We start from the raw sequence: 23,183 nt of genomic DNA, 5'->3' as shown, positions 1-23,183 counted from the left end.
CTGCGGCCTGCGCGCCTTGGCACACGTCAGCTATCTGGAGAGCACCCGCGCCAAGGCGCAGCTAAACCGCGACCAAGCTGATCAATTTTACACCGGGAACTTGGCCAATTTTGCTCCGGGATTGACATTCGACCATGCTGCCAGCTTCGTGGCGCCGGGTGGGTTTCTGTTTGTGGGGCTTTATCATTCCTATGGTCGTCGTCCCTTTTTGCAAATGTACCGTGAGCTCGTCGCACGCGACGGGGAAGAGGCTGCCTTTGCAGAGTTCCGGCGCTGTGCCGAGTTGCTTGATGATCCGACGCACAGCTTGTCATGGTTCCGCGATCAGGTTTTGCACCCTCATGAAACACAGCACAGCCTGGCAGAGGTCTGGACTTGGTTGGATGCCGCCGGATTGTCGCTCGTATCCACAAGCCTCAACACATATGGCGACATATCTGATCGCGCGGCACTGGTTCGGCAAGAGCAAGGACAAGAAGCCCTGTCATGGCAACGCAACCGCGATGAACGGAGTTATTTCCCGGGCTTTTTTACCGTGCTGGCCTGCCGCGCGTAGCTTTGGCGATATGCCGGCGACATTCAGCAACATAAATTGACGGCTTGCACGGATCTTGGTTGCTCAACGCGTTGCGACCGCCGCCTTGATGGGGTGCGGTAAGTGAACCCCAGCAATGCACGAATCCCGCGGTCAGGCAATCGCCAAACGGGCACCGCTCGGGTTTGAAACAAGCCACAAACTCAGGTGGATCATTGGGTTTTGGTGCCTCAAGAGGGACTCGAACCCCCGACCTTGTCCTTACGAAGGACCTGCTCTACCAGCTGAGCTATTGAGGCACTCGAGCGGTCGTTTATACGCAACTGCCGGGTCCTTCAAGACAGATTCAGAACGGAATGTTGCACTCTGAGCCCTATGGGCCGAGTTTGCTTTGATCTATCACAGAGTCGGTGTTGTGGTTTGCGGTGTCGTGCGGCTCTGAACCCCGATCATGCCTTCGGCGCAGGGCCGCGCGGTGCAAGATTGCCATACAGTCATCCGCGCTTTGCTGCGCCATCAGGGTTTGGCCGACTGGTCGTTTTCGCGCTGTTGCCCAAGACCGGCGGCTCTTGGCAGGGTTCCGACACCCGTGCGCGCAACAGGAACTTCTGGATTTTTCCGGTCGAGGTGCGGGGGATTTCGCCAAAGATGATCCTGCCGGGCACTTTATAGGGCGCAAGATGCTCTCTGCACCATGTTCGTAGTTGGTGCTCATCCACTGTTTGGCCGCTGTTCAATTCCACAAAGGCGCAGGGCGTTTCACCCCATTTTTCATGCGGCATGGCAACCACAGCGGCCACGGCCACCGAGGGGTGGCGATACAGTGCTTCCTCCACTTCGATGGAGGAAATATTCTCTCCGCCCGAGATGATGATGTCTTTCGACCGGTCCTTGAGCTGGATGTAGCCATCGGGATGCACGACGCCCAGATCGCCCGAATGAAACCACCCACCGGCCAGTGCTTTTTGCGTGGCGCTCGGGTTGCGGAAATACCCTTTCATGACCACGTTGCCGCGGAACATGACCTCGCCCATGGTTTGCCCGTCGCGCGGGACAGGCTGCATTGTGTCGGGGTCCAGCACGGATAGGTCTTCCAGCGGCAGATAGCGCACGCCTTGTCGGGCCTTCAGCCGGGCCTGTTCGTTGCTGGGCAGGTCGCACCAGTCCTCATGCCATTCATTGACGACGGCCGGGCCATAGGTTTCGGTCAGCCCATACAGATGGGTGACGTCGAAACCGGCGGCATCCATGCTGGCCAACAGGCTTTCGGGCGGTGGGGCGGCGGCGGTAAAAAACTGCACCCGCCGGTTCAAGGCGCGTTTTTCGACCTCGGGCGCGGATTGTATCAGGGACATCACGATGGGCGCACCGCACAGATGGGTCACGCCTTCTTCTGCCAACGCGTGCCAGATCGGCCCGGAGCGCACCTGACGCAGGCAGACATGGGTTCCCACGATCGCCGACAGCGTCCACGGAAAGCACCAGCCATTGCAATGAAACATGGGCAGGGTCCACAGATACACACTGTGCTTTGCCATAGAGGTGGTCAGCGCATTGCCCTGTGCCAGCAAATACGCCCCGCGATGGTGCGAAACCACGCCTTTGGGGTCACCGGTGGTGCCCGAGGTGTAGTTGATAGAGATTGCGTCCCATTCATCCCGCGGCATGTGCCACGCAAACGCCGCGTCGCCTGTTGCAAGAAGTGCCTCGTAGTCTTCGGCCCCGTCAATGGCACCTGGCCCGTCATATTCGGGATCATCATACAGGATGACCAAGGGCGTTACCGTGGCCAGCGACAGTGCTTCGGCCATCAAAGGTGCGAATTCACGGTCCACGACGACCAGTTTCGACATGGCGTGATCAAGCTGAAACGCGATGACCGCCGCATCCAGCCGGGTGTTGATGGAATGCAGCACAGCGCCGCACATGGGCACACCGTAGTGACATTCCAGCATGGCGGGGGTGTTGGCGAGCATAACCGAGACGGTATCCCCGCGCCCCATGCCGCGGTCTGCAAGCGCAGAGGCCAATTGCCGCGCGCGGGCGTAGAAATCGGCATAGCTGCGGCGCAAGGCCCCGTGCACGATGGCAACATGATCGGGAAAGACGCTCGCCGCGCGTTCCAGAAAACCCAGTGGCGTCAGAGGTTGGTAATTTGCCGGTGTCCGGTCCAGACCTTGATCGTAGGGGGTGTCGTTGCCCACGGCTATCTGTCCTGCCAGTTTGGCGCACGTTTTGCGATAAACGCGCCGATGCCTTCTTCCGCGTCATGGGCCAGCATATTGTCAACCATGATTTGGCTGGCGTAGTCATACGCGTCGCCAAGGGGCATCTCGCGCTGGGCATAATAGGCGCGTTTTCCCGTGGCCAGGGTCATGCTGGATTTGGACGCGATCTTGCGGGCCATGGCCATGGTGGTTTCTGTCAGCGCGTCCTCTGGGACCGCGTAGTTCACAAGCGCCATTTCGGCGGCCCGCGCGGCAGGAACCATATCGCCGGTCAGCAGCATTTCCATGGCATGCTTGTCGGCGGTATTGCGCGAGAGCGCGACCATCGGTGTAGAGCAGAACAGCCCGATATGCACGCCGGGTGTGCTGAATTTGGCGGTTTCCGCCGCAAGCGCCAGATCGCAACTGGCCACCAACTGGCAACCCGCAGCCGTGGCGATGCCCGTGACCTCGGCAATCACCGGTTTGGGGCAGGTCACGATGCCCTGCATCAGTCCCGAACATTGCGCCATGACCTTGGTGAAATAGCCGTGCCCGCGATCAGGGGCCGCGCGCCCGGCGGTCATTTCCTTCAGGTCATGGCCGGCGCAGAACGCAGGGCCGTTGGCGGCCAGCACGATCACCCGCACCGATGTGTCAGTGCCCGCCGCGGCAATGGCGCCGCCCAGTTCGGACATCATCGCCTCCGACAGTGCATTGCGGCGGGCGACGTCATTCAGGGTCAGACGCAATACCCCGTCTTCTGACAAATCGCGCAGAAGGATGGATGTGTCGGTGCTCATGGCGGGCTGCTCCTTTTTAGGGGCCTAATTGACATTGATCTCCACGCTATCCGCCAGCGTGTTTGCGATAAAGCAATAGCGGTGCGCGCGGTGCTGCATTTCTGCCAGCGCGCTATCCGCGACGGCAAAGCCCGTATCGAAACGCACCACCGGGTTCAGGTCAATGCGCGTCACCGACATCTGGCCCTTCGCGTTCTTGCCCAAGCGGGCTTCGGCGTAGTCGTGATAGCTGGCCACCGGCCAGCCCGCCTTGGCACATAGCGCAAGAAAGGTCATCATGTGGCAACTCGAAAGCGCCGCTGCGAGCGCCTGCTCGGGGTTGGTATGCGCGGGGTTGCCGCCCCAATCGGGGGCGGCGTCCACCTGCATCTCGTGGGTGCTGTTATAGTGCACGGCATGCGCGTTCGAGTAGGTCCCGGTTTCCAAAGCCGGTTCTGCCCTTTGCCAGTGCAACTCGATCGCGAGGTCGGACATTGCGCTTGATCCTATGCTCTGAATTGGGCAGTTTGCGGCGCGCTGGCAGCGGCGAGGCTTTTGCGCGGATCAAAGAACGGACGCTCGACCACGGTTGCGACGGTCTCGCCCGTTTGCATCAGAACTTGCAACTCAGTCCCAAGCTCGGCAGCGTCGACCGAGACCATAGCCAAAGCGATGTTCTTCTTCAGGCGCGGCGAATAGACCGCCGATGTTACCTTGCCGACCGCCTCGCCATTGTGGTGCACGGTCCAGAACGCGGTGTTCGGCCCCTGCATGGGTTCGCCGTCTATGATCAGACCAACCTGCTTGCGCGCCACGCCGTTGTCACGGATGCGTTGCAGCGCGAACTTGCCGATAAACTCGGCCTCCATGTCCAAGTTCACCAGACGGCCCAGCCCCAGCTCGAACGGGTTGGTGTGGATGTCGGCATCGGCATGATAGGACAGCATACCCCCTTCAATCCGGCGGATCGTCGAGGTATGTCCGGGCTTCAGCCCCATCGGCAGGCCCACGGCCATGATCCGTTCCCATAGCGCGTCGCCATAGGCTGCATCGCGCAGGTAGATTTCATAGCCCAACTCGCTCGACCATCCGGTGCGCGACACGATCAGCGGAATGCCGTCCAGTTCCATCTCGCGGAACCAGTAGTAGCGCAGGTCCATGATCTCTTCGCCGAACAGCGCCCGCATGATCTCGCCCGATTTCGGCCCTTGCAGTTGAAGCGGCGAAACATCGGGTTCGGAAATCGACACCTGCATCCCGGAATGCACCGCGACCCCTTGCGCCCAAAGCAGGATATCGCTGTCCGCCAGCGACAACCAAAAATGGTTCTCGCCCAGTTTCAGCAGGATGGGATCATTCAGGATACCGCCCTCTGCATTGGTGATCAGGACGTATTTGCACTGGCCCACGGACATCTTTGACAGATCGCGCGGTGTCAGCATTTGGGTGAAGCGCGCGGCATCGGGGCCGGTGATCTCGACCTGACGCTCGACGCCCACGTCGCACAGGATCGCGTCGTTCGTAAGGTTCCAGAAATTCTGTTCCGGGTCGCCGAAATCGCGCGGGATATACATGTGGTTGTACACCGAAAACCCCTGCGCCCCCCAACGCAATGTGGCTTCGAAATACGGCGATTTGCGAATCTGGGTGCCAAAGCCAAAGTCCTGAGACTGCATCATAACGTCCTCCCTGTTTCGCGCCTCGGGGGTCGCCCCGTGGAGCGTGTCGATGATCGGGAAATAATGCGTTTGCGCTGTCTGCGTGGTCCGAATTCTGGCCTGCCGACAGACCATTTGGGCTTATATTTCAAGTTTTTACGCCCACACGGGCCCGTTTTCCCAATAGCGACACGGGGGTGTCGCAAACCTACCGTCGGCTTTGCGCGGCCAGCTTGGCAAGGTTGGGTTGCTCGGCTTTGATCAGTCGGGTCGCAAAATAGGTCATGTAGCGATCTATCGACAGGTCTGCCGCCAGAAGATCGTCCATCAGGGCCTGAAATGCCGAAAGTCCGGGCGTGACAACGGTCATGATGTAGTCAATCCCGCCGCCGGTGGACACGCAGTTAATGATCTCGTCGACAGTCTTGATATGATTTTCGAACCGGTCGAAATCTGCCTTGCGGTGATGGGTCAGCGATATTGTGACGACGACGCGGGTCGCGTCTATGACACGCTCCAGCGCGATATCGGCATGGTAGCCACGAATATAGCCGGCCGCGCGCAGACGGGTCAGACGCGCCCAGCAGGGCGTTGCAGACAGGTTGACCAGCTCCGCCAAGCGGGCCTTGCTAAGCTGCCCATGCTTTTGAACGGCGCTGAGGATGCGGATATCTGTCGCATCAAGCCCTGCTCGTTCTCGCATATCCTACCGCTCCGTCGAGTGACCGATACGCGTGTCGCTTGAAAAGGACGAAGTGCGTTCGGGGCAAAGATTATGTCAGCATATGGTGGGCGCAAGTCGGGTTTGCGACGCATTGAGGTGTGTCAGCGTCAAAACCGGCAACCGGTCGCAGGCAATGCGCGTCGACACGCCCGCTCCCAACGGGCTAGCCACGTTGCCCGCAGGTTGGCTGGACGTCGATGTTGCGACTCGGAGCGCAGAGATGTTAGCCGCACTGAATGGCGAAAAACTCTGACGATAACGACCTCATGCTCCTTGTCGCAACAGGCGCGGCGCTGGTCGCGACGGGCACGGCGCTAGCGTCGCTGCGCCCCGTGTTCGGGTTGGCGCTGATCCTTGTGGCAGTGGGACTTTTGCTATTTACCGTCATGCGCTTGGCACAACGTCAAAAGGGGCGACAGGAAGCGGATCAGGACATGACGACCGGTCTGTGGCTGGCCGCTGTCTTGATCGGAATGATGCTGTCTGGGGGCGGTGCGGCGCTGTCTGTCGTGCAATTCCCCATGATTGGGCTGGGCATTGCAATCGCGGGCGGTTTGCTCTGCGGGGTGTCGGCTTGGCGGCTTATCGTTGCTCAGCGTTGAGCGATACCAAGTCGCTCAGGCCCTTGATATTGCACACCACGCTGCTGTCGGCGTTGTTGGCGGGGCGTATGTGGGCCCGGCCTTTTGCGCTCAAAACTCCACCACCGCGCGGATGGATTTGCCTTGGTGCATCAGCTCGAACCCCTCGTTGATCTGGTCGAGCGTCAGTTTATGCGTGATCATCGGGTCGATCTCGATCTTGCCCGACATGTACCAGTCGACGAATTTCGGCACGTCCGACCGCCCCTTGGCCCCGCCGAACGCCGTGCCTTTCCAGACGCGGCCCGTGACAAGCTGGAAGGGGCGGGTGCTGATTTCGGCGCCGGCGGGGGCCACCCCGATGATGACGGACACGCCCCAGCCGCGGTGCGAGCATTCCAGCGCGTCGCGCATCACGCCGACATTGCCGGTCGCGTCGAAGCTGTAATCCACGCCGCCGATCGCGTCGTCGCCGCGCTGCGTCAGCCGCGTGATCTCGGCGGTCACGCTCTCGACCTTGGACGGGTTGACGAAATGCGTCATCCCGAATTTGCGCGCCATGTCCTCTTTGCCGTCATTCAGGTCGACCCCGATGATCATGTCCGCGCCTGCCATGCGCAGTCCCTGGATGACGTTCAGGCCAATGCCGCCCAGCCCGAACACCGCCGCCGTCGACCCAATTTCCACGCCCGCCGTGTTGATGACCGCGCCAATGCCGGTGGTCACGCCGCAGCCAATGTAGCAAATCTTGTCGAAGGGCGCGTCGTCGCGCACGCGGGCCAGCGCGATTTCCGGCAAAACCGTGTGGTTGGCAAAGGTCGAGCAGCCCATGTAATGGTAAATCGGCGTGCCATCGAGCATGGAAAACCGCGTCGTGCCATCGGGCATCAGCCCCTTGCCCTGGGTGCCGCGAATGGCGGTGCACAGGTTGGTTTTGCCCGACCGGCAGGAATAGCACTCGCGGCATTCGGGCGTGTAAAGCGGGATGACATGGTCGCCCGGTTTCAGCGTGGTCACACCGGCGCCCACCTCCAACACAATGCCCGCCCCCTCATGGCCCAGAATGCTTGGAAACAGCCCCTCGGGGTCCGCGCCAGAGCGCGTGAATTCATCCGTGTGACAAATGCCCGTGGCCTTGATCTCGACCAACACCTCGCCGGCCTTGGGCCCGTCAAGGTTCACCTCCATGATTTCCAACGGCTTTCCGGCCTCTAGGGCAACTGCGGCGCGCGTGCGCATGGGGAATCCTCCAAGTTAAATCTTGCGTTCTGCGTTTACCGTATCATATTTCAAGACACAGTCTCATAAATCAAGCCGATTCGGTTGACATGCACCTCGAACGACTCATCACCGTCATGGAGATTATCGCCGTTGCCGGGCGTCCCGTCTCTGCGGTCGAGGTGCAAAAGGCGACCGGACTGCCGAAACCAACCTGCTACCGATTGCTTCAGACGCTTCAGGACCAAGGGTTGGTCGAAGCGCCGTCCGGCGACGGTCGTGTGGTCATCGGCGAGCGGTTGATCCGGATCGCGCTCTTGGGCAAATCCGATGTCGATGTGCGCCGCGCCGCAGCCCCGCTTTTGAAGGCTGCCGCGGTGCAATTCAATGAAACCGTATTCCTGTCGCGGTTCCGCAATTCTCAGGTGGAGATCATCCATGTCGAGACGCCTGATGATCCGGCCCGCGCCTATATCCATCCTGGTCTGGGCGTGCGGCCGATGCATGCCTGTTCCTGTTCAAAGGCCATTGCCGCCTTTGCCGAGCCAGAGTTTCAGGCCTGTATCATCGGCGGCACGCTGAAAGCCTATACCGAACATACCAAGACAACAGAGGCCGACCTGCGTGCGGATTTCAAACGGATCGTTGCGCGCGGCTTTGCCGATTGCGACCAGGAAATCGACCTTGGCATCGCCAGCGTGGCTGCGCCCGTGTCCATAGGCAATATCGGCGCGACATTCAGCGTCGGGGCGGTCGGACCGATCCGACGTTTCGGACAGGACCAGCGCCAAGCGATTGGCGGAAAACTGATAGAACTGGCAACCCGCGTCAGCGGCGCCATTCAACTGTGCAACGTGGCCGAGGTTTGAGGAGGCAGCGGCCACACTGCGAGGGAAGGAACGACACGCGGCTGGGTCCGTGAAGGGCCATTTCATTCAAGGGAGGACGACAATGACGTTAAGACCAGATCCGACATTTCATGCCACCGCGCAGCTTGCCATGCAGGCGCCGGTGGAAAACTATGGCTTCGTGGTCATGCTAAGCCCCGATGCGTCGCAGCCCGATGGGATTGCCGTTGTGGACCTGAACCCGAAATCCGACGGCTATGGCACGATTGTTCACCAGCTTCTGATGCCCAACACGGGCGACGAATTCCACCATTTCGGCTGGAATGCCTGTTCGTCGTCGTTGTCTCCGCTGACGGGCCACGCGTTTCTGGAACGGCGCTATCTGATTGTGCCCGGCATCCGGTCGTCGCGGATATATGTGATCGACACCAAAGACCCGCTGGACCTGAAGATCCACAAGACAATCGAACCCGAAGAGGTGTTTGCCAAGACAGGCTATTCGCGCCCCCATACCATTCACTGCGGGCCGGAAGGGATCTACGTCTCGACCCTTGGGGGCGGTGGCGAAGATGGGACCGATGGCCCTCCCGGCATCTTCATCATGGATTGCGAGACGTTCGAGATTATCGGCCAGTATGAGATGGATCGCGGCAAGCAGGACAAGCATTACGATTTCTGGTGGAACCTGCCGCAGGATTACATGGTCAGTTCCGAATGGGGCCTGCCGCCGCAATATGAGAACGGGGTTGTGCCCGAAGACCTGCTGTCGAACAAATACGGCCACTCCATCCATTTCTGGGATTTGCGCCGCCGGAAGAACATCCAGACCATGGATTTCGGTGAAAACTACCAGATGGCGCTGGAAATCCGGCCCGCGCATGATCCCAAGAAATCCTACGGGTTCTGCGGTGTGGTGGTGGACACGACCAATCTGCAAGGCGCGATCTTTACATGGTGGCGCGGCGAGGATGGGACGTGGCAATCAAAGAAAACCATCACCATCGACCCGCGCCCAGAAGACCCCGAAAACCTGCCGCCGCTGTTGCAGGGCTTTGGGGCCGTCCCACCGCTGGTGACGGATATCGACCTGAGCCTTGACGACAAATACCTGTATGTTGCCTGCTGGGGCTTGGGTGAGATGCACCAGTATGACGTGTCCGACCCGATGAACCCCAAGCTGACCGGCAAGGTCGAGTTGGGCGGTATCGCGCGCGGCACGAAACACCCCGGCGGCGGCGATTTCGCCTTCGGGCCCCAGATGGTCGAGATCAGCCGCGACGGCAAACGCGTCTACTGGACCAACTCGCTTTATTCCACGTGGGACACGCAGTTCTACCCCGGACAGGATGGCGGGCAGATGGTCATGGCGCATGTGGGTGAAAATGGCGGGCTGACGCTGGACCGCGATTTCTACATCGATTTCCCAAAAGGCCACCGCGCGCACCAGATCCGGCTGGAAGGGGGCGACTGCTCGACCGACAGCTTCTGCTATCCCAACGTCTGAATGGAACTGGATGCAAACACGCTGGCGGCCCTTTGGGGGGCCGTCATCTTTTCGGGTGTCTATCATGGTGTGAATCCCGGAATGGGTTGGCCGCTGGCAGTGTCGGCCGGCCTGATGGAGGGGCGGCACCGTGCGATGGCCAAGGCGATCGCCGCGCTCGCGCTCGGGCACCTATTGGCGATGCTGGCGATCCTGTTGCCATTCTCCATGATGACAGCCCTGATCCGCTGGGAAACCGAATTGCGGATCGGCGCGGGCCTGCTCGTGGTTGCGGCCGGTGTCTATCTGGTGATCAACCGCAGGCACCCGCGCTTTCTGGCGCGTGTGGCACCATCCCGGCTGGTGCTGTGGTCATTTCTGGCAGCTATGGCACATGGCGCAGGGCTCATGCTGGTGCCGATCTATCTGGGCATTTGCGATGCCGATCTTGCCGATGCCGGACACGAGGCAGCGCGCGATCTTATGGGGCAGAACATCACGGTGGCCTTCGCCGTCGCCCTTGCGCATACGTTGGCAATGACAGTTGCGGGCGGGGCAATCGCCGCAGTCATCTATTTCTATGTCGGGCTGAAATTCCTGTCGCGGACATGGTTCAACCTTGATCTGGTATGGGCTCTTAGCCTGATCATTGTCGGAGCGTTCGGGATATATATGGCGTTATACGGCCATTGACCGCGCCGCCGCAGGGCAGCGCGGATATTGGCAAAGATCAGACAGCCCGTAAACATGACCATGAGGCGCAGGTTTTAGGGGAAAATGGTTGGGTTTACGGTTGCCCGACATCCCAGCCAGAGACCGCCTTGACCTCTAGAAAATCCTCTATCCCCCAGATGCCGCCTTCGCGCCCGTTGCCCGACTGCTTCATGCCGCCGAATGGCGCGCCCGCACCGCGTGACTTTCCGTTCATTTCTACCATGCCGGAGCGCAGGCGCCGCGCTATACGGTTGCGCCGCGCGCCATCAGAGCTTTGCACATAGTTGGTCAGGCCATAAGGCGTGTCATTGGCCAGCGCGATGGCCTCGTCCTCACCCTCGAAGGGCATGATGGACAAAACAGGGCCAAAGATTTCCTCGCGGGCGATGGTCATGTCGGGGGTGACATCGCAAAAAACGGTGGGCCGGGTGAAATAGCCCCGGTTCATACCGTCGGGCCGACCCAGCCCGCCGGCGACCAGCCGTGCACCTTCCTGAAGGCCGGTTTCGATCAACCCCTGCACCTTGTCGAACTGCGCCGCACTGACCAACGGCCCGATATGGCGGCCCGCTTGGCTGGCTGGGCCGACCTGCGTGGCCTGCGCAAGGGCCGTTGCCTGTTCGACGGTCTGCTCGTAAATGCTGCGTTCCACCAGCATCCGTGTCGGTGCGTTGCACGATTGGCCGGTGTTTTGAAAGCAATGCAGCACACCGCGCTTGACCGCTTTTTCATCGGCATCGGCAAAGACGATATTCGCACCTTTGCCGCCCAGTTCCAGATGCACACGTTTCAGGGTCTCTGCCGCGTTTTTGGAAATAGCAATGCCCGCGCGGGTAGAGCCCGTGAAGCTAACCATATCCACATCCGCATGGCTTGAGAGCTGCGTGCCCACGCCCGGCCCGTCGCCATGCACCATGTTGAACACGCCTTCGGGCAGGTGGGCGGCGTCCATGATTTCCGCCCAGATATGCGCTGAAAGCGGTGCGATTTCTGACGGTTTCAACACCATCGTGCAGCCCGCCAGCAATGCCGGAATAACCTTGAGCGTGATCTGGTTCATCGGCCAGTTCCACGGCGTAATCAGCGCGCAAACGCCCACGGCTTCACGAATGATGCGTGTGTCGGGGGCATGGTCGCCCAAGGGTGCGTCGAATTCGACCTGTTCGAACGCGCGGATGAAATTGCGGATATGGAACTCGCCCGCGCCATATTGCGAGCTGCGTGCAAGGTCGATGGGCGCGCCCATCTCAAGGCTCATGGCTTGGGCCAGATCGTCGGCGCGCGCCTGATATTGCGCAAGGACACGCTTTACCGCTTCCAGCCGAGCGGCCGGGTCTGCGTGCATCCAGCCGGGCAGGGCGCGTTTCGCAGCGGCCACGGCGGCATCAGTATCCGCTTGCGCGCCAAGTGTGATGATGCCGCAAACCTCTTCGGACGACGGGTCGATCACCTCCATCTCGGTGTCCGATTCAGGGGCGACCCATGCGCCGCCGATATAGAATTGTCGTTTGTCCTGCATCCGATCCTCCTGTAGGTGCGGGCACTGTCGCATCAAGGCTCTGCACTCGCAAGGGCAGGGCGAAATGTCGCATTCAAAATGCGATGTTTGAATGTGATAGTTGGAATCGTTCTAAATGGGGCGAGATGGCTCGCCACGCCCTCAACCACACCGGAGATCATATGTCCCTGCGTATCAACGATACCGTCCCGAATTTCACCGCAGACAGCACCGAAGGCACGCTGACCTTCCATGACTGGATCGGTGACAGCTATGCGATCCTGTTCAGCCATCCAAAAGACTTCACCCCGGTCTGCACGACCGAATTTGGCGAAGCCGCCGCGATGGCGGGCGAGTTCGCCAAGCGCAACTGCAAGATCGCGGGTGTTTCCATCGATCCGGTTGAAGAACACTTGCAGTGGAAGGCCGATGTCGAAAAAGTATCAGGAAACCCGCTGAACTTTCCCATCTTTGCCGATGAAAAGTTGGAAATTGCCAAGCTATTCGACATGCTGCCCGCCGACGCCTACCTGCCCGACGGTCGCACTGCCGCCGATACCGCGACGGTGCGCACGACGTTCATCATCGGGCCGGACAAGAAACTGGAACTGGCGCTGATTTACCCCATGTCGGTTGGTCGCAACTTTGCCGAGATCCTGCGCGCGCTGGATGCGATTATCGCGACCAAGGGCCAGCCGTTGGCTACCCCTGCCAACTGGGAAGCAGGCGACGACATGATCGTCGGTCTGGGGCTGGATACAGACGCCGCGCGCGAAAAATTCGGCGAGGTCGAGGTCGTCCTGCCCTATCTGCGCAAGGTGAAAGCGCCGGCGAACTAGGCTGTCTGCCTAACGCAGATCAATCACGCGCGCGTCAATGGCTAGCATATAGCCTTGACGCGCGACATTCTTCACCAGAACCTCGCTGACCAACTGGTTGCCAAGGCTGTCGCGTAGCCGCTTTATGCGGGTCGCCCCGGCTGCCTCGTCGCAGTCGGCCTCGGACCGGCCAGAAATGACGGCTTCTATCGCGGACCCGGTCAGCATGTCGTCATCCAGCCGCGCTTCGGCCAGCACGGCGAGCGTTTCGACCGCCGCCGGGGTCAGGCGAAATTCCATGTCGTTTATGCCCACGGTATTGGTGGCGCGGTCGATCAACAGCGAAGATACCTGCAACCCCTGCTTTTCCACCGTTGCCAGGCGCCGGTTCAGCACCACCAACGTCACCACCATGAACAGCGATGTCACCAAAAGCCCCGTGGCGAAAACCAGCAGCACGAAAATCACGATCCGGTAGCTGACCAGTGTTTCGGAAAACGCGGTGCCCGACTGCGCCAGAATTTCCAGTAGCTTGATCTCTGCCCCCGTGGTCAGGTCGGCGTTTTCCACAAAGACCCGTTCCACCCGCGCATTGAAGGCATTGGCATCGGGCAGGTTCAGAAACAGCAGCACCGCCGTCAGCGCCAGCACGCCCACAATCGCCCCGATCCCAAGGATGAGGGCACGGCTGCCGCGCCGCGTCAGGTCAGCGGCGGAGATGGATGGCCCCGGCATTGGCACTCCTCGCATCGAACTGGGCTTGGGTCAGGAAGGATTCTATCTGCAACAAGGTCCAGCCGGACCGTGCAATGACCGGTGCCGCGTAGCGTGTTGCCGCGCCGATGGAGCCGCAGGCCGACGCGGGCAATTCGATCAGCCCGTATTGCAGTCGCAACGGGTTGTCCTGCTTGGCCTTGTAGTCCGCGAAGCACTGCGCAGAGGCTTGCGTCGCAAGCGCCATAGCAATCAGGAACGCGGTGTGTGCAAGAATGTGTTTCATGTCAGAAACGCTGACACCAAGCGCTTCGATATGCAATATCCCACAGGGTCTGGGCCGATGTCATCGGATAACACGGCCCGGTTATTGCTTGTCCAAGCATGCACAGCCCAGGGTTTGTCATGGAAATCTTGAAAGGAACCCTGCCATGACCCTGCCAACACGTCTTACCTCTGTCTTTGCGGCTTTGGTGCTTGCCATGGGGCTGTTCGCGACCACTGCTGCGCCGGCCCGTGCCTCTGACGATGCGGCAAAGCTTTTGTTCGGCGCCGCCGCACTCGCCATCATCGCCGGGGCGGTGCATGCCGAGCGGGACGGTCGCAGGCATTACGACCCACGCCCCAAACGGACACACCGCGCCACGGTCCTGCCGCATCGCTGCCAGATCACGGTTCGTGCAAACGGACACCTGCGCAACGCATATCAGGGCCGTTGCCTGCACCGTGCAGGGCTGCGCGGCCTGCCGCAGCGTTGCGTGGTCGGAGAGTGGAAAGGCGCGGTCTATGGCGCACGCTGCCTGCGCCGGAGCGGCTATATCACGGGCTGAGCGCTTGCTTTCGGACCGGTCGCGCGCGCATGATGCCGTATGTCGATACGGCCAACTATCCCCGATTTCAGCTATGAGCGTCTTGCCATCGGGCAAGGCGCTTGCCGCGTTGTGGGGGTGGACGAGGTCGGACGCGGCCCGCTGTGTGGCCCTGTCACAGCGGCGGCGGTCTGGCTGGACCCGGACCATCTGCCCGCCGGTTTGCGCGACTCCAAGAAGCTGAGCGCAAAGGCCCGACTTGTCTTTTCCGAACATATCCAGACCCATGCCGATATAGGGATAGGCCACGCGAGCCCTGCGGAGATAGACAAACTCAATATTCTGCAAGCGACCTTCCTTGCGATGCATCGGGCGGTTTCTGCCCTTCGGGTCGCGCCGGACCATTTGTTGATCGACGGGAACCGATTGCCCAAAAACCTTGCTTGCCCCGCGCAAGCCGTGGTCAAAGGCGACGGGCGCAGCATGTCGGTTGCGGCCGCTTCCATTATTGCCAAGACCGCGCGCGATGCGATCATGGCCGAACTGGCGCAGCACTACCCCGGCTATGGCTGGGAACGGAACGCCGGTTATCCGACCAAGTGTCACCTAAATGCCATAGCCAACCTTGGCCCAACCCCTGAGCATAGACGATCATTCAAGCCGATACGCAAAATCTTGTGTCCTGAATCTACTTGAAGAAAGTTTTTTAAAGCCCTGATTCAAATAGAAATTGACGAAACGGCCAGCATGACTCATGTTCGCTCTCAACAACACGCGCCAAAGCGTGGGAGCAGAGGCAAAGATGGCAGTCAAAGACGCGGCAAAGGGTGCGACCATGCTCCCAATAGACCATATACTGGACGGCGATTGCATAGAGGTGATGAACGGCCTGCCCGAGGCAAGTGTCGATCTCATCTTTGCGGACCCACCCTATAACCTGCAATTGCGCGGTGATCTGCACCGCCCGGATAACAGTCGCGTCGATGCGGTTGATGATGCATGGGACCAGTTCGACAGCTTCAAGGCCTATGACCAGTTCACGCGCCAATGGCTGGCCGCTGCACGCCGACTGCTCAAACCCAACGGCGCGATCTGGGTTATCGGATCCTATCACAATATTTTCAGGGTCGGCGCAGCGCTCCAGGATCAGGGCTATTGGCTGCTGAACGACGTGGTCTGGCGCAAATCCAACCCCATGCCCAATTTTCGCGGCAAACGTCTGACCAACGCGCATGAGACGATGATCTGGGCCTCGAAATCCGAGGGTGCGAAATATACCTTCAACTATGAGGCGCTCAAGGAACTGAACGAAGGCGTGCAGATGCGGTCGGACTGGGTGCTGCCGATTTGTTCGGGCCATGAACGCCTGAAAGACGACAACGGCGAGAAGGCCCATCCCACGCAAAAGCCCGAATCCTTGCTGCACCGCGTGCTGGTCGGCACGACCAATCCCGGCGATGTGGTGTTGGACCCGTTCTTTGGCACGGGCACCACGGGTGCCGTCGCCAAGCTGCTGGGCCGCCGCTATATCGGGATAGAGCGCGAAGAAAGTTATCGGAAGGTCGCTGCCAAACGGTTGGGCCAGGTGCGCCCGCTGGATGGTGCGGCGCTTGTGACCACGCTGTCCAAACGGGCGCAGCCGCGGGTGGCCTTTGGCCAGCTTGTCGAACGCGGCCTGTTGCGTCCCGGCGAGGTCTTGGTAAATTCACGCGGGCAGGCGGCCAAGTTGCGCGTCGACGGCTCGCTGGTCAGTGCCGAACATCGCGGGTCTATCCATCAGGTCGGTGCCGCGCTTGAAGGCGCGCCATCCTGTAACGGCTGGACCTATTGGCAGTTCAAGCGTGACGGCAAACTTATTCCAATCGACATCTTGCGCCAGCAAATCCGGGCCGAGATGCACGATTGACCCCAGTTACCGCCGGTGCCCTGTGTTACCCGCCGGGGCGCCCACTTACCCCGCCAGAAATGGCGGGGTTTTTTTTGTGTGAACCGGGTCAACAATTTGTCGGGCACCGGCGCAGCACACGGCGCTGGGTCACACGGTCTGGTCAGGCTGCGGTCAATTGGTCCCAACATTCCAGCGCCTTGCCTGCATACATCACAGCCGGGCCGCCGCCCATCTGGATGCACATTGCCAACACATCGCCCAGTTCCTCGCGGGTTGCACCCGCCTTCATCAGGGCTTCGACATGAAAGGCGATGCAAGGTTCGCAGCGCACGGCGACGGCAATGCCAAGCGCGACGAATTCTTTTTCCTTCACACCAATCGCAGGGCTTTCCTTTGCGGCATTCGACAGCGCGCCAAAGCCTTTCATCGTGTCGGGAATGGTCTTGAACAACGCACGGCTCTGATCGCGCGTTGCGTCGATGAAATCGGGGTAATTCATGGGGCAATCCTGTGTTGAGTGTCGCCCCAATCCTTACAGTGTGAACCTTGGTCCGGCCTTGACCTGCGTCAAATCCGCAGGAAGGGTTGCGCCAGTCGCGGCAGTATCGCGCGGAATTTCAGCGGCGCGTCTGTCGCAGCAAGGCAGATGCAATCCGCCCCCGGCTCCGCGATCGGCGTGTGCTGGGTATCTTGTGTCGCGATCTCGACATCTCCGCGTGCGAAGCGGGCCTCTTCGTCGCGAAACGCGCCTTGCAGCACAAGCGTCAATTCCAGCCCTTGGTGTCCGTGATCGGGCACTGCCGCGCCAGCGGGAATATGCAACAAGCGCGCGCTTGCCTTGTCAGATGTGCGCAGGATCGCCTGCCGCACGCCGCCTCCCACGGGGCGCCATTGCACGGCGTCCAGCCCGCCGCCTATCGCGTCAACCAGTGGCGATGGCAGGACCGGGTCGCGCGGTTTTGGTGCCGGTTTCGCCGTTGCCGCGCCAGATTTGATCCGCGCCATCACGTTGGCAAGCGAGTCTTCGGCAAGGTCGGCCTCGTCGTCTTCCATCAATGCGCCGCCCAAAGCATCGAACCCGGCCAGCCGCGCCCGGCAGTCATCACAAACCGAGATATGTGTCGCAACCACAAGGTTGAACGCCTCCGGCAGCGAACCTGCCGAATAGGCCATCAACAAATTGTCGTTCAGGTGGTGGGTAATCATCGTCGTTGCTTTCTTAACTCAAGGAGTGGCGCAGCCTTTCCAGCGCCAATCTGATCCGCGATTTTATTGTGCCAAGGGGCAAACCTGTCGCATCCGCAATTTCGCTATGCGACAGGTCGTTGAAATAGGCCCGTTCGATCATGCTGCGCTGCGCTTCGGGAAGCTCGCGCAGCGCATTGGCAAGCTTTTCCGTTTCCTGTTGCAACGAGAGCGCGTCTTCCTGATCGGGTTCCGCTTCGGGCCCCCATGGCAGGTCTTCGGGGTCGGGCCGGTTGTCGCGACGCAGCATGTCGATGCGCCGGTTCCGCGCGATGGTGAATATCCATGTCGCGGCAGAGGCCCGCGCCGGGTTGAACTGGCCGGCCTTGCGCCAGACCGTGACCATCACATCTTGTGTGCATTCTTCCGCACTGGCAGCATCCGCCCCCGATTTCATCAGATAGGCTTTAACGCGGGGACCGAAATGGCCGAACAGCTCCGCGAAAGCGTCGCGATCTTGCGCATCGGCAACGCGGCGTAGCGCGGCACCCCAATCTTTGTCTTTGTCGCTGCTCACACGTTTCAGCCCCTGTCGCACGGCCCAAGCGAACCGCTTTTGCCGCATCATATGGGGCAAGGCGGGCGCGTGTCGAGGCACCGTGAGAGGCTGGAAACTGTCAAACATACCTGACATACGGTATTGGCGCACAGCCGGATCAAAAAATATGCACAGATATGAGATGTTTTTCCCTTTGATCCGGCAGTTCATACCCCGCGTAAAACACACAATGCCCACATCGCGGCTTTCAGACTGTCAAGTAACGGAGACACTATGCCCTTTGAAATGATTGACATGCCCGCGCGGCGGATTGCGATAATCGGCGGGGGCATTTCGGGGCTGGCGGGCGCCTACCTTATGTCGCAGCGCCATCGCGTTACGTTGTTCGAAGCTGAACCCCGCTTGGGCGGCCATGCGCGCACAGTGATTGCCGGAAAGCGCGGCGATCAGCCGGTGGATACCGGATTTATCGTATTCAACCATGTGAATTATCCCAACCTGACCGCGCTGTTCGAAAAGCTTGATGTGCCGACCGCGCCGTCAAATATGAGCTTTTGCGCGTCGTTCGATGCCGGACGTTACGAATACGGGCTTGGCTCTCTGGATCAGGTGTTCGCCACCCGCCGTGCGGCACTGGACCCGCGCCACCTGCGCATGGTGCGCGATATTCTGCATTTCAACAAGAATGGCCATCGCGTGGCTTTGGCCAATCCCGGCCTGACCATCGGCGGATTGCTGGACAAGCTCGGCACAAGCGCGTGGTTCCGCGACCGCTATATCCTGCCGTTTTCTGGCGCGATCTGGTCAACACCGACCGTGAAGATCCTAGATTTCCCCGCCACCGCAATGATGGAGTTCTTCCGCAACCATGCGCTGCTAAGTGCCAATGGCCAGCACCAATGGCACACGGTGCGCGGCGGTTCGATTGAATATGTTTCCCGGTTGAGTGCTTATCTGGAGCGCGCAGGCGTCAACCTGCGGGCGGGCACCCCCGTCGAGCAGGTCACGCGCGGTGTCGATGGCGTGCAGATAAAGGCGCGGGGGGCAGAGGCCGAACGTTTTGACGAGGTGATCTTTGCCACCCATTCCGACATCACCTTGCGCCTACTGGCGGACCCGACAGAGGCCGAGCGCCGCGCACTGGGCGCCGTGCGCTACCAGACAAATGACGCCGTGTTGCATTGCGATGCCGATTTCATGCCCAAGCGGCGCAAGACATGGTCAAGCTGGGCCTATACCGAACGCGGGCCGGAAGATCGCGCGCGCATCTCGCTCAGTTACTGGATGAACTCGCTTCAGCCCATCCCGCAGGATGACCCGATTTTCGTGACACTTAACGCCAACCATCCGGTCCGAGAGGAGTGCATTTACGACACTTACAGCTTTGACCACCCGGTCTACGACGCCGCCGCGCTGGACGCGCAAGGCGCCGTGCGCGACATGAACGGACGCAACCGCACATGGTTCACCGGGGCGTGGTTGCATAGTGGTTTTCACGAGGACGGGTTCAAAAGCGCGGTCGATGTGGCCCGCGCGATGGAAGCGCGCGCGCGTAAACTGGCGGCTGTGGCATGAGCACGGTCGAGCATATCGCAGGCCAGACCTTTCACGGGCGGCGTGGGCCGGTAAACAACCGGTTTACCTACGCGGTCGATTACGTGCTGTTTGACGCAGAGGCCAAATTACAAACGCCCCGTCTGCTGTCACGCGACAAGCGCAACATTGCCAGCCTGTCGGACCGTGATCATGGCGGTATGCCGGGGCAGGGGCGCGGGGCTGTTTGGGTGCGCGAGGTGCTGGCCGAACACCAGTTAGAGGGCGTGACCGATGGCCGCCTGATGCTGCTGACCCAACCGCGCGTCTTGGGGCATTTGTTCAACCCCGTCAGTTTTTGGCTATGCCATGACAAAGCGGGAGCGTTGCGCGCCATGGTGGCAGAGGTGAACAACACTTACGGCGACCGCCATTCCTACCTGTGCGTGAAACCCGACCGCTCGGCGATTTTGCCCAGCGATGAATTGCAGGCGCGCAAGATATTCTATGTCTCACCCTTCCAGCCGGTCGAAGGCGATTACAGCTTCCACGTAGAGATGACGCCGGACAAGGTGAACATCCGCATCGGCTACCGTCAGGATACAGAGGCCGAGAATGCGGGGCTGGTCGCCACGCTGACCGGCGCGCGTAAACCCTTGGGCAACGCCGCGATCCTGCGTGCGATGGTCGCGCGCATGGGGTCACGCCGCGTGCTGGCGCTGATCCACTGGCAGGCACTGAAACTGTGGTGGAAAGGCGCGCGCTTTCGCAACCGCCCCGTGCCGCCGGTGGAAGAGGTTAGCCAGTGAGCGATGCCGCCGCGATAGCACAAGCCCCCCGTTTGTGGGGATACTCGCTTTATGGCGGGTTGCTGGCGATGGCGGGGCTGCCGATCTATATTCACGCCCCCTATTTCTACGTCGATGAATACGCGGTCTCTTTGGCGGCGCTGGGCACCGTTTTGTTCGTGCTGCGCGGGTTGGACTTCGTGCAAGATCCGGCGCTCGGGTGGCTGGCGGCGCGGCTTGGGGCATGGCGCGGGCAGGCGACGGCAACGGCAGTGGTTGCGCTGTCGGGCGCGATGGTCATGCTGTTCGCGGTCGAGCCCATGTTCTGGCCGCTGGCATGGTTTGCGATTGCGATCACAGTGCTGTTCACCGCCTATTCCTTTCTGACCATCTGTTTTTACGCCACAGGTGCCGCGCGCGGCGCTGGCATGGGGCAGGGCGGGCATGTCCGGCTGGCCGCATGGCGTGAAAGCGGGGCGCTGGCGGGCGTGTGCGTTGCCGCAGCCGCGCCGGTCGCGCTGGAAAACATCCTCCCCGCGCCGTTCACCGGGTTTGCCTTCGGCTTTGTGGTCGTGGCCCTTGTCGCGGCGCTGGCCATGCGCGCCGAATGGCCGCGCTTTCGCCCCGACCTGTCGGCGGTTGGCCCCACTGTCCGCGACGTGTTGAAAGATGCCACCGCCCGCCGCCTGCTGACGATTGCGCTGGTGAACGCTACACCCGTGGCCATCACCTCGACCCTGTTTCTGTTTTACGCCGAAGCCGTGCTGCGCACCGACGGGGCAGAGGGGCCGCTGTTGGTGCTGCTGTTTCTGGCCGCCGCCGCAAGCGCGCCGGTCTGGGCGCAGGTCGCCAAACGCTTCGGCGCAAAAACTGCGCTCTTGATCGGGATGGCGCTGGCCATGGCCAGTTTCGCGTTTGTGCTGACGCTGGGGCCGGGCGACCTGACGGCCTTCGCCGTTATCTGTATTCTGTCGGGCTTTGGCATGGGGGCGGATCTGACGCTTCTGCCCGCCATTTTCTCACGCCGCATGGCAGAGCTGTCGCCAGAGGCCGCGCAGGGTTTTGGCCTATGGGCGTTTGTGACCAAGGCCACGCTGGCGCTTGCGGCGCTGATCGTGTTCCCGACGCTGGACATGGCGGGATTCGAGCAGGGCACCGACAATTCCGACACCGCGCTGACGGCGCTGGTACTGCTATACGCGGCATTGCCTACAGCGCTGAAGGCCTGCGCCTTCGCGCTGCTGGCGCTGACCCCTTTGAAGGAGAGTTGATGATGACCACATTCCTGACCCTGCTGGCCGGTATGGCGCTGATGCTGGCGCTGGTAGCGGCGGTGCAGCGGTTCATGCGCTTTCCCGCCCAGACACCGCAGGATTATGCCGCGATGGAACCCGCATTCGACATCCGCAAGCATCTGTCGGGACCAATGACCTGCGAGGGTGTGATCTACGGACCGATGGGGCGCGTGTCATCGCGGTTTACCGCAGATATGCACGGCACATGGGACGGCGACAGCGGCACGCTGGCCGAACATTTCCGCTATGACAGCGGCACCGAGCAGGACCGCGAATGGCGGCTGACACTGCTAAGCGGCGGGCGTATCCGGGCAGAGGCCGACGATCTGGTCGGCCGTGGCGAGGGCACGCAAAAGGGCGCCGCCGTGCAGTTGTGCTACACGATCCGGCTGCCCGAAAGCGCGGGAGGGCACGCGCTGGATGTCACCGACTGGCTGTATCTGATAGACGAGACCACGATCGTGAACCGCAGCCAGTTTCGCAAATACGGGATCAAGGTCGCGGAATTGGTGGCGACAATGCGAAAGGTGGACGCATGAGAAAGCTATCGGGCAAGACCTATTGGCTGGTCGGGGCCTCTGAAGGGTTGGGGCGTGCGCTGGCTGAAAAGCTGTCGAAAGCAGGTGTCGAACTGGTTTTGAGCGCGCGCGGCACCGACGCGCTGCAAGCCTTGGCAGACAGCCTGCCCGGTCCGGCCCGCGTGGTGGCCTGCGACGTGTCGGACCGCGCGTCTGTTGTGGCGGCGGCAGACCAGGTCGGCGCGGTCGACGGATTGGTCTTTCTGGCCGGTGTCTACTGGCCCTTTCCGGCGCAAGACTGGAACCCGGAACAGGCAGAGGCAATGTTCGACGTGAACCTGACCGGTGCCGTCCGCGTGCTGGGGCAGGTTGTGCCCGCCATGGTCGCGCGCGGGGCGGGGCATGTGGTGATTACAGGCTCGCTCTCGGGCTACCGGGGCTTGCCCGGTGCGATTGGCTATGCGTCGTCCAAGGCGGGGCTGATGCATCTGGCGGAGTCCATGCATTGCGATCTGCGCCGCACGGGGGTGGATGTGCAACTGGCGGTGCCGGGGTTCATCCGCACCCGGCTGACAGAGAAGAACGATTTCGCCATGCCGTTCATCATGGAACCAGAGGCGGCGGCGGATGAAATGATGATGCTCATGCGCTCGGAAAAGTTCCAGCGCGCGTTCCCCAAGCTGTTCTCACTGGTGTTCCGCGGCGGCAATTTCCTGCCCGATTGGCTGTATTACCGGGTGTTCGGGCGATAAGCCGCCTGCGCGCATTGCCGCAATGCAGCGATTAGCGCTTGACATTATCTTGCGTCTTTTGCAGGTGTTTAGGCAA

26 protein-coding genes and 1 tRNA gene are annotated in these 23,183 nt (G+C 60.9%); 14 read left to right on the top strand and 13 right to left on the bottom strand.

The annotated features are described in order from the left end of the window. Positions 1 to 556 (top strand): hypothetical protein (locus ROE7235_RS20130; RefSeq protein ID WP_220669560.1); only part of this gene is annotated, 556 nt, incomplete at its 5' end. A gap of 202 nt (positions 557 to 758) precedes the next feature. Here ROE7235_RS20130 and ROE7235_RS11140 read toward each other — a convergent pair. From ROE7235_RS11140 to ROE7235_RS11115, 6 genes are all read right to left on the bottom strand, one after another. Next, a tRNA-Thr gene (locus tag ROE7235_RS11140) sits at positions 759 to 834 on the bottom strand. A gap of 195 nt (positions 835 to 1,029) precedes the next feature. After that, positions 1,030 to 2,739 carry an acyl-CoA synthetase gene (locus ROE7235_RS11135; protein ID WP_121095614.1) on the bottom strand — a complete coding sequence of 570 codons (1,710 nt, stop codon included), beginning with the start codon at positions 2,737 to 2,739 and terminating at the stop codon, positions 1,030 to 1,032. Between the two features lie 2 nt (positions 2,740 to 2,741). Continuing rightward, positions 2,742 to 3,545: an enoyl-CoA hydratase gene (locus ROE7235_RS11130; protein ID WP_121095612.1), complete on the bottom strand. Its 804-nt coding sequence runs from the start codon at positions 3,543 to 3,545 to the stop codon at positions 2,742 to 2,744. 24 nt (positions 3,546 to 3,569) lie between these two features. Beyond that, the gene (locus tag ROE7235_RS11125; protein WP_121095610.1) at positions 3,570 to 4,019 is read right to left on the bottom strand and encodes an OsmC family protein; all 450 of its coding nucleotides are present in this window, start codon (positions 4,017 to 4,019) and stop codon (positions 3,570 to 3,572) included. Between the two features lie 11 nt (positions 4,020 to 4,030). After that, the gene (locus tag ROE7235_RS11120) at positions 4,031 to 5,203 is read right to left on the bottom strand and encodes a glycine cleavage T C-terminal barrel domain-containing protein (RefSeq protein WP_121095635.1); all 1,173 of its coding nucleotides are present in this window, start codon (positions 5,201 to 5,203) and stop codon (positions 4,031 to 4,033) included. Between the two features lie 187 nt (positions 5,204 to 5,390). Next, on the bottom strand, positions 5,391 to 5,885 hold the full coding sequence (locus ROE7235_RS11115) for an Lrp/AsnC family transcriptional regulator (RefSeq protein ID WP_121095608.1): 495 nt from the start codon (positions 5,883 to 5,885) through the stop codon (positions 5,391 to 5,393). A 257-nt stretch (positions 5,886 to 6,142) separates the two neighbouring features. On the opposite strand from ROE7235_RS11115, the gene ROE7235_RS11110 reads away from it, so the two are divergent. Beyond that, entirely contained in the window at positions 6,143 to 6,508 is a 366-nt protein-coding gene (locus ROE7235_RS11110) for a hypothetical protein (RefSeq protein WP_121095606.1), read from the top strand. 90 nt (positions 6,509 to 6,598) lie between these two features. On the opposite strand, the gene ROE7235_RS11105 is transcribed toward ROE7235_RS11110, so the two are convergent. After that, on the bottom strand, positions 6,599 to 7,726 hold the full coding sequence (locus ROE7235_RS11105) for an S-(hydroxymethyl)glutathione dehydrogenase/class III alcohol dehydrogenase (RefSeq protein WP_121095604.1): 1,128 nt from the start codon (positions 7,724 to 7,726) through the stop codon (positions 6,599 to 6,601). An 89-nt stretch (positions 7,727 to 7,815) separates the two neighbouring features. Here ROE7235_RS11105 and ROE7235_RS11100 point away from each other — a divergent pair, with 89 nt between their 5' ends. The 3 genes from ROE7235_RS11100 (at position 7,816) to ROE7235_RS11090 (ending at position 10,729) form a co-directional block, all read left to right on the top strand. Then, positions 7,816 to 8,574 carry an IclR family transcriptional regulator gene (locus ROE7235_RS11100; protein WP_121095602.1) on the top strand — a complete coding sequence of 253 codons (759 nt, stop codon included), beginning with the start codon at positions 7,816 to 7,818 and terminating at the stop codon, positions 8,572 to 8,574. Positions 8,575 to 8,656: 82 nt separating this feature from the next. Beyond that, complete coding sequence (locus tag ROE7235_RS11095) at positions 8,657 to 10,057, top strand: selenium-binding protein SBP56-related protein (RefSeq protein ID WP_121095600.1); 1,401 nt, start codon at positions 8,657 to 8,659, stop codon at positions 10,055 to 10,057. Next, positions 10,058 to 10,729 carry a hypothetical protein gene (locus ROE7235_RS11090; RefSeq protein ID WP_121095598.1) on the top strand — a complete coding sequence of 224 codons (672 nt, stop codon included), beginning with the start codon at positions 10,058 to 10,060 and terminating at the stop codon, positions 10,727 to 10,729. Between the two features lie 94 nt (positions 10,730 to 10,823). Here the strand turns inward: ROE7235_RS11090 and ROE7235_RS11085 are convergent, their stop codons facing one another. Beyond that, positions 10,824 to 12,269, bottom strand: a complete 1,446-nt coding sequence (locus ROE7235_RS11085) for an aldehyde dehydrogenase family protein (protein ID WP_121095596.1) — start codon at positions 12,267 to 12,269, stop codon at positions 10,824 to 10,826. A 161-nt stretch (positions 12,270 to 12,430) separates the two neighbouring features. Here ROE7235_RS11085 and ROE7235_RS11080 point away from each other — a divergent pair, with 161 nt between their 5' ends. Next, complete coding sequence (locus ROE7235_RS11080) at positions 12,431 to 13,087, top strand: redoxin domain-containing protein (RefSeq protein WP_121095595.1); 657 nt, start codon at positions 12,431 to 12,433, stop codon at positions 13,085 to 13,087. Positions 13,088 to 13,096: 9 nt separating this feature from the next. On the opposite strand, the gene ROE7235_RS11075 is transcribed toward ROE7235_RS11080, so the two are convergent. After that, a complete protein-coding gene (locus ROE7235_RS11075) occupies positions 13,097 to 13,801 on the bottom strand; it encodes a winged helix-turn-helix domain-containing protein (protein WP_121095593.1) in 705 nt (234 codons plus the stop codon). Then, the gene (locus tag ROE7235_RS11070) at positions 13,773 to 14,066 is read right to left on the bottom strand and encodes a hypothetical protein (RefSeq protein WP_147434203.1); all 294 of its coding nucleotides are present in this window, start codon (positions 14,064 to 14,066) and stop codon (positions 13,773 to 13,775) included. Before ROE7235_RS11070 ends, ROE7235_RS11075 begins: the two co-directional genes overlap by 29 nt. A 145-nt stretch (positions 14,067 to 14,211) precedes the next feature. Between ROE7235_RS11070 and ROE7235_RS11065 the strand changes: the two genes are divergently transcribed. The 3 genes from ROE7235_RS11065 to ROE7235_RS11055 all read left to right on the top strand — a co-directional run bounded on the left by ROE7235_RS11065 (position 14,212) and on the right by ROE7235_RS11055 (position 16,495). Beyond that, positions 14,212 to 14,610 carry a hypothetical protein gene (locus ROE7235_RS11065; protein WP_121095589.1) on the top strand — a complete coding sequence of 133 codons (399 nt, stop codon included), beginning with the start codon at positions 14,212 to 14,214 and terminating at the stop codon, positions 14,608 to 14,610. A 39-nt stretch (positions 14,611 to 14,649) separates the two neighbouring features. Next, positions 14,650 to 15,285: a ribonuclease HII gene (rnhB, locus tag ROE7235_RS11060; protein ID WP_121095587.1), complete on the top strand. Its 636-nt coding sequence runs from the start codon at positions 14,650 to 14,652 to the stop codon at positions 15,283 to 15,285. A gap of 106 nt (positions 15,286 to 15,391) precedes the next feature. Next, positions 15,392 to 16,495: a site-specific DNA-methyltransferase gene (locus ROE7235_RS11055; RefSeq protein ID WP_121095633.1), complete on the top strand. Its 1,104-nt coding sequence runs from the start codon at positions 15,392 to 15,394 to the stop codon at positions 16,493 to 16,495. A 142-nt stretch (positions 16,496 to 16,637) separates the two neighbouring features. Here ROE7235_RS11055 and ROE7235_RS11050 read toward each other — a convergent pair whose 3' ends face one another. The 3 genes from ROE7235_RS11050 to ROE7235_RS11040 all read right to left on the bottom strand — a co-directional run bounded on the left by ROE7235_RS11050 (position 16,638) and on the right by ROE7235_RS11040 (position 18,248). Then, positions 16,638 to 16,976 (bottom strand): carboxymuconolactone decarboxylase family protein, encoded by a 339-nt coding sequence (locus ROE7235_RS11050; RefSeq protein ID WP_121095585.1) that lies wholly within the window; start codon positions 16,974 to 16,976, stop codon positions 16,638 to 16,640. 68 nt (positions 16,977 to 17,044) lie between these two features. Next, on the bottom strand, positions 17,045 to 17,683 hold the full coding sequence (locus ROE7235_RS11045; protein WP_121095583.1) for a ChrR family anti-sigma-E factor: 639 nt from the start codon (positions 17,681 to 17,683) through the stop codon (positions 17,045 to 17,047). Between the two features lie 13 nt (positions 17,684 to 17,696). Next, positions 17,697 to 18,248, bottom strand: a complete 552-nt coding sequence (locus ROE7235_RS11040; protein ID WP_370743656.1) for a sigma-70 family RNA polymerase sigma factor — start codon at positions 18,246 to 18,248, stop codon at positions 17,697 to 17,699. Between the two features lie 246 nt (positions 18,249 to 18,494). Between ROE7235_RS11040 and ROE7235_RS11035 the strand changes: the two genes are divergently transcribed. The 5 genes from ROE7235_RS11035 (at position 18,495) to ROE7235_RS11015 (ending at position 23,107) form a co-directional block, all read left to right on the top strand. Further along, positions 18,495 to 19,796, top strand: coding sequence for an NAD(P)/FAD-dependent oxidoreductase (locus ROE7235_RS11035; RefSeq protein WP_121095581.1), 1,302 nt, complete (start codon positions 18,495 to 18,497; stop codon positions 19,794 to 19,796). Further along, positions 19,793 to 20,563, top strand: coding sequence for a DUF1365 domain-containing protein (locus ROE7235_RS11030; protein ID WP_121095580.1), 771 nt, complete (start codon positions 19,793 to 19,795; stop codon positions 20,561 to 20,563). Before ROE7235_RS11035 ends, ROE7235_RS11030 begins: the two co-directional genes overlap by 4 nt. A gap of 68 nt (positions 20,564 to 20,631) precedes the next feature. Continuing rightward, positions 20,632 to 21,813 (top strand): MFS transporter, encoded by a 1,182-nt coding sequence (locus ROE7235_RS11025; RefSeq protein ID WP_183073481.1) that lies wholly within the window; start codon positions 20,632 to 20,634, stop codon positions 21,811 to 21,813. A 2-nt stretch (positions 21,814 to 21,815) separates the two neighbouring features. Continuing rightward, a complete protein-coding gene (locus tag ROE7235_RS11020) occupies positions 21,816 to 22,376 on the top strand; it encodes a DUF3833 domain-containing protein (RefSeq protein WP_121095627.1) in 561 nt (186 codons plus the stop codon). Continuing rightward, a complete protein-coding gene (locus ROE7235_RS11015) occupies positions 22,373 to 23,107 on the top strand; it encodes an SDR family NAD(P)-dependent oxidoreductase (protein WP_121095578.1) in 735 nt (244 codons plus the stop codon). Before ROE7235_RS11020 ends, ROE7235_RS11015 begins: the two co-directional genes overlap by 4 nt. Positions 23,108 to 23,183 lie beyond the last annotated feature (76 nt).

This window comes from Roseinatronobacter ekhonensis (genome assembly GCF_900499075.1).
In the GTDB taxonomy this organism is placed as follows: Bacteria; Pseudomonadota; Alphaproteobacteria; order Rhodobacterales; family Rhodobacteraceae; genus Roseinatronobacter; species Roseinatronobacter ekhonensis.
This window is presented reverse-complemented; position numbering and strand designations above follow the sequence as displayed.